The organism is uncultured Rhodococcus sp. (assembly GCF_963525155.1).
Classification (GTDB): domain Bacteria; phylum Actinomycetota; class Actinomycetes; order Mycobacteriales; family Mycobacteriaceae; genus Rhodococcus_F; species Rhodococcus_F qingshengii.
In genome coordinates, this window is sequence record NZ_CAURKP010000265.1 from 1 (window position 1) to 5,554 (window position 5,554).

Here is a 5,554-nt window from a genome sequence, read left to right on the forward strand (position 1 = left end):
AACTGTCCAGACAATAGCCATGCCACGAGCCTAGGCGATCACCTCGAGACGCGAGGCGAACGCGACTCAGCCCGCCGCTGCCGGCCCGGCCAGTCCCTGCACAAGTAGGTTCCAGGCCGAGTGCGCGACTTCTTTTCGCGAGCTCTCGGCAGTCCGTTCCATGATCGCGGCGAACATGGCGATCGCCAGGATCACGTCCTCAGCAGTCACGGACTCGCGTATCTTCCCAGCTCGACGCGCCTCCTCGAGGCGTCCTTCGAGGAGATCGGTCAGGCGGGTGCCTGCCGAATTCAGTCGTGAGTCGCCGAAGGAGACGGGCTTGATGACCTCCACGAACACGATGGAGGTGGTGATCTGGTCTACCAACAATCGAAAAAGATCGTCGAGAGTCGAATCCGGATCGGCAGCCATATCTTGCAGCTCGACGATGTTCTCGTCGAACACCGCGAGTGCGAGGCTCTCGCGAGTGGGAAAGTGCCGGTAGAGGCTGCCCTGACCGACGCCGGCCGTGCGGGCGATCAGGCTGAGCGGAGCAGCAAAACCCTGAGTGGCGAACACCTCACGAGCTGCTGAGACGAGTGCCGCACGATTGCGCGCCGCATCTCTCGGCCCTCTGTTGAGAGATCCGCTATTGACGCGGCCAGACGATGTCACGCACACTACGATACCAACCGGACAGCATTGTCCGGTTGGTTGCGGCCCGACACCGGTTCACACCCCGACCCGATCGTCGTGAGCGCTCGAACACGCGCCTGCCCTCCGTGCTGCCTGTCCGTGAGATACGTCTGCCCGTGAGATACGAAAGGCAATCCCGCACCGGGAGTTGGACTCGATGAAATCGTTCACGACCATCAGAACCAGATCTGCCATCGCACTCGTCGCCTTGATCACCGTGCTTCCCGTGTGCGTCGCGTCGGCTGAGCCCGCCACTGCCCCGGGCTCGATCCACGAGAACCCGGGTGTCGCTTCCACCGCCGCAAGCCGCGCCGAATGCGGCCCGGGATCGATGCCCGAGACCGGGTTGCAGGGTGATGTTCCGGCCGAGGACCGAAACAGCGGACGCAGCCGAGACGGCTACAGCTGCAACATGTCTCAGATCGGCGGCTACTCGGGTCGCGGCGGCGGGATCACGTCCACCAACTTCGAACACTGCTCGTACGTCGGCAGTTTCTTCCCCGGGAACCTCCTGGGCCCCGCACAGGGCGTCCAAGTTCTCGACGTATCGGATCCTGCCAATCCCGCTCTCACCGCCACGCTGACCGAACCCGCGATGCTGGCCGGAACGTGGGAGAGCCTCAAGGTCAACACCGCGCGAAAGCTGCTGGTGGGCACGGGCGTTCCGCTCTTGACCGGCGTCGGCCTGATGTCGGTCTACGACATCTCCGATTGCGCGCACCCGAAACTACTCAACCCCGGACCAGGAACCGATCTGGGGATGCTGCTGCCCATCACCAATCACGAGGGAGGATTTTCACCGGACGGGAACACCTACTGGTCTTCCGGCACCGCTCCCGGCGTGGTGAGCGCCGTCGATCTCACCGATCCCGCCAACCCACGCGTCGTCTGGCAGGACCTCATCGGGTTGTCGACGCACGGCTTCGGAATCAGTCCCGACGGAAATCGCATGTACTTGTCGAACAATCTCGGCGGAATACATGTCCTCGACATCAGTGAGGTTCAGCGCCGCGTCCCGAATCCTCGGGTGCGCCAACTGTCCCAGCTCTCGTGGACCGACGGTTGGGCCACCCAACACAGCATTCCGGTCACCTACGACGGTTCGCCGTACCTGTTCACCGTCGACGAAGGTGGTTCCGGCGGAGTCAAATTGATCGACGTCTCCGATGACGACGAACCGTCGGTCGTCAATTCGGTGAAGCTCGAAATCAATCTGCCGGAGAATCAAGACGCTGCGCTGGCGTCTGCTGCCGGCGGATCGCTGTTCGCGTACGAATCTCACTACTGTTCGGCAGATCGCCCGGTCGACCCGACGGCGCTGGCATGTGGATGGATCTCGAGCGGGATTCGGGTCTTCGATGTTCGAGATCCCTTCGACGTCCACGAAATTGCGTACTTCAACCCACCTGCTCGGACCGGCGACAATCTCGAACTCGCCAACTCGCCACACGCTCTCGCGTCGCTCATCGGGGTACCCGTTCTCAGCACCCCGGCAATCGCGCAGTCGATCGCGCAGGGCCAGTTCGACCCCGGCCAAGCACTGAGTTCGCGGTCGGGCATGGTCGCTCTCGGCGACATCTCGACCGATTGGTGCTTCTCCCCACCCGAATGGCGAGGGACCACGTTGTGGGCGACGTGCGCCGACAACGGCTTTGTTGCCATGCAACTCGAAAACGGTGTCTACACACCACCCGCTGACCAGAAGACGACCGTGGGATCATGACGGCGCCGCGAGCGGTCAAAGCCGTCGCACTCGTGGCTGCAGCACTGATGCTGCTTGTACTCGGCGCAGCACTACGTCCGCTGTTCGCACCCGAGAACCACACGCAGAGAGCTGTTCTGAGCGAAACCGAAATCGGATTCGTGCACGACATGGCGGCCCACCATCAACAGGCCCTCTTCATTCTCGCGCGTCTGAGTCCCGATGTGGACCCGGCGGTGACGAGACTGGCCCAGCAGATCGACGATGTTCAACGAACGGAAATCGGTGTCATGCTCGGTTGGCTGAGGTTGGCCGGTGCCCCGCCGAACAGTAGAACGCCGATGGCGTGGATGGAGGCGTCGCCGAGCGGCGCGGGCGACTCTCGTCATCACCCGGCAACGCTGGACACCGAGACCGACTCCATGCCTGGTATGGCTACGACCGAAGAACTCGAGAAACTGAGCAGCGCTCGCGGGCTCGACGCCGAGGTCCTTTTCCTTCAACTGATGGAACGCCACCACCGTGGCGGGATCGCCATGGCGCAGGCCGCCGACGCCCTACTCGAGAGCGGGCCGGTGAAACAGTCCGCCCGCGACATGATCAACACCCAGAGTCAGGAATCCGGGCTGATGACGCTGATGCTCGAACAACGTGGGGCACAACCACTGCACTGACCCGCATGTGCAGTGACTACCATAGGTGTCGACCTGCGAACTACAGAAGGAATCGACACTTCATCATGACCCTGCTTGTTCGCGGAATCGATTGGTCGAACCCGACAGCACCGCGGATCCGATGCGTCGACGACACCACTTCCGCTACGACCTTCTTCACTCACGACTCGGTGCTGCGATTCTCCGTCGACGAGACGAAGGGCCGCCGCTGCCTCGGCTGGCGAGATCTCACCGCCGAAGGTCCAGGACACTCGCCGTGCGACCGCGGGGCGACGGTCACCGCAGGACGCCAATGCGACCGATGCCGAAATCGTGAGGGGTTCACCACGGTTCATCAGGCACACGTCAGCGGCGCGCACATTCATCCGAATGTGCGTACCTACCTCGCACAACCACAATGGCTCTACGTCGACGTATTCGCCGGCGGCCAGATGAAGGTGGGGACGGCGTCCGAGTTCCGCAAGCATCCGCGAGTCGCCGAACAAGGGGCAGTCTGCGCATTGTTCGTAGCGCGGTCGACGGACGGTTACAGCATTCGCGCCCTCGAAGCCCGAGTTTCGGAGCACTTCCACTTGAGCCAGGCAATACGTACGTCTCGGAAGATCGAAGCGTTGACAGGTCCCTTGGATCGAGAGAAACTACGAAAGTCGTTGCACCACTTCGTATCGTCGATCAAAGACGAGCTGAATGACATCGGATCGGACATCGACGGAATCGAGATCCTGGAGGCTCCCGAAGAATGGACGGCGCCGGCGTGCGCTGACGTGGTCTTCGATGCGGCACCGTTGATCGCGTATCCGCACACTTTCGAGTCCGGCGAACATTCCTTGTATCTGGAGGGCCTTGCCGGTTCGATCGCCTCGCTGCGGATCGACCCCGACTCTGAATCGCCACGCTTTGTCGCGGACGTGTCCGGACTGGTCGGTCGAACCATCACCGTCGGCGAGTTCGAGTCCCCTGGCGTGGCGATTCAGGAATCGTTGTTCTGAAAGTAGGTCAGCAACTTCCCGCGGTCGCTGCGGCGAATCCGCGAGTGACCTCGGCCTGCTCGTCGGCAGACAGGCTCGACCATTCGGGATAAGCCTGGATGGAGGTCAGCATGTCGTTTGCCAATGATTCACGCGTCATGCCCATTTCCTCTCCGGACTCGTCGATGGCCGGCTGGTAGGCGTCGAGGTACCGGAGAACGTCGGAGCACGCCTGCGCGTAGGTCCGTGGCAGTGCCGAACTCACATTCGGGTCGGACGGGACCTCAGCCGGAGCACTCGAGTCGACCGAAGGGGTCTCGGTAGGTATTTCCGACGACGTCGCCGGAGCCTCGGATGACGTCGTCGACGTCGCCGTGGTGGTCGCCGAAGCAGAGGAAGTGAGTGTTCTGACCTCGGTCGGCTTGTCTCCGTCAGAACCGCAGGCAACCAGCGCCACCAGCGAGCAGGCACCGATGAACCCGGTGATCGTTTTCTTCATCCCTCAAGGATGCCAGAGGGCCACTGGCGCTCGAACGGACCGGCGTCGCCCGTCAGCGCCAATTGCCCGAGCATCCTGCCGAATCCGAGCGCCTCGCCCTCCCGACTGCGGGATTGGACTGTATGCCCCGTTCGCGAACCCATGCTACGGTGACTTAACTGCAAAATAACTACGGGTGGGATTGTCCGGTCTGCCGCGTTCATCCGGAACGCTCCGATCGGAAATAGTTCGTATATAAGGGGCTGGAACGAGTGGGACTTTTTCGTCGACGAGGTTCCCGCGAGGAAGACGACGATCGCGGGCAAAACCTCGATCGCAGCGACCCCGGGTACGCCGCCTGGTTCGCGAACGTCGCCGACGCGGGTGGTCAGCCGATTCCGTACAAGCGACCGCTGACCGCACCGGTGTATCCGCAACTCCAGCCGCCGGCCCCGGACTACGAGACGGATACGAGACGGCCACTCAACGCACCCGCCGGAGACGGCTGGCTACCCGCAGACCGCATCGACGAATTCGAGTCGTCGAATGGCCGCCCATCTGCACCGAACGGAACGAGCCCACAAATCTCACAAACTGAAAAGTTGCCGCCCGACCCACTCCCGACGCCGCAACCAACAATTCCACCTCGAAATGTACCGATGACTTCACCACCGAAGCATCACCTGGAGTCGCCCCGCGCGACTCGGCCCTACCAAGGAGAAGCAATGAGCAACATCGACAAGATCCTCGGCGAATTGATGCGCATCGACGGTGCCAGCGGTGCAGCCGTCGTCGACGCCGACAGCGGAATGGTTCTCGGCATGAGCGGCAACCCGTCATTCAGCCTCGAGTACGCCGGCGCCGGCAACTCCGAGGTTGTGCGAGCAAAGCTCCGCACGATGAGTAACTTGGGGATTACCGACACCCTGGAAGACATCCTGATCACCCTGAGCAACCAGTACCACCTCATTCGCGTCCTCGAGACGCCCGGACTGTCGACGCTGTTCGTGTACCTCGTTTTGGACCGTGCACGTGCGAACCTGGCGCTGGCCCGCCA

At 62.3% G+C, this 5,554-nt stretch carries 5 protein-coding genes and 1 pseudogene; 4 read left to right on the top strand and 2 right to left on the bottom strand.

What is annotated here, in order from left to right; all coding sequences use genetic code 11:
• Window positions 1-66 precede the first annotated feature (66 nt).
• Complete coding sequence (locus RWT78_RS27650) at window positions 67-654, bottom strand: TetR/AcrR family transcriptional regulator (protein ID WP_223304676.1); 588 nt, start codon at window positions 652-654, stop codon at window positions 67-69.
• A 178-nt stretch (window positions 655-832) separates the two neighbouring features.
• Between RWT78_RS27650 and RWT78_RS27655 the strand changes: the two genes are divergently transcribed.
• The 3 genes from RWT78_RS27655 (at window position 833) to RWT78_RS27665 (ending at window position 4,040) form a co-directional block, all read left to right on the top strand.
• Window positions 833-2,398: an LVIVD repeat-containing protein gene (locus tag RWT78_RS27655; RefSeq protein WP_064112937.1), complete on the top strand. Its 1,566-nt coding sequence runs from the start codon at window positions 833-835 to the stop codon at window positions 2,396-2,398.
• Window positions 2,395-3,051 carry a DUF305 domain-containing protein gene (locus RWT78_RS27660; RefSeq protein ID WP_314682387.1) on the top strand — a complete coding sequence of 219 codons (657 nt, stop codon included), beginning with the start codon at window positions 2,395-2,397 and terminating at the stop codon, window positions 3,049-3,051. Before RWT78_RS27655 ends, RWT78_RS27660 begins: the two co-directional genes overlap by 4 nt.
• A gap of 65 nt (window positions 3,052-3,116) precedes the next feature.
• A complete protein-coding gene (locus RWT78_RS27665; RefSeq protein WP_058228157.1) occupies window positions 3,117-4,040 on the top strand; it encodes a DUF2797 domain-containing protein in 924 nt (307 codons plus the stop codon).
• A 7-nt stretch (window positions 4,041-4,047) separates the two neighbouring features.
• On the opposite strand, the gene RWT78_RS27670 is transcribed toward RWT78_RS27665, so the two are convergent.
• Window positions 4,048-4,518, bottom strand: coding sequence for a hypothetical protein (locus RWT78_RS27670; protein ID WP_314682391.1), 471 nt, complete (start codon window positions 4,516-4,518; stop codon window positions 4,048-4,050).
• 704 nt (window positions 4,519-5,222) lie between these two features.
• Here RWT78_RS27670 and RWT78_RS27675 point away from each other — a divergent pair.
• Window positions 5,223-5,554, top strand: a pseudogene (locus RWT78_RS27675) (roadblock/LC7 domain-containing protein); the annotation flags it as partial.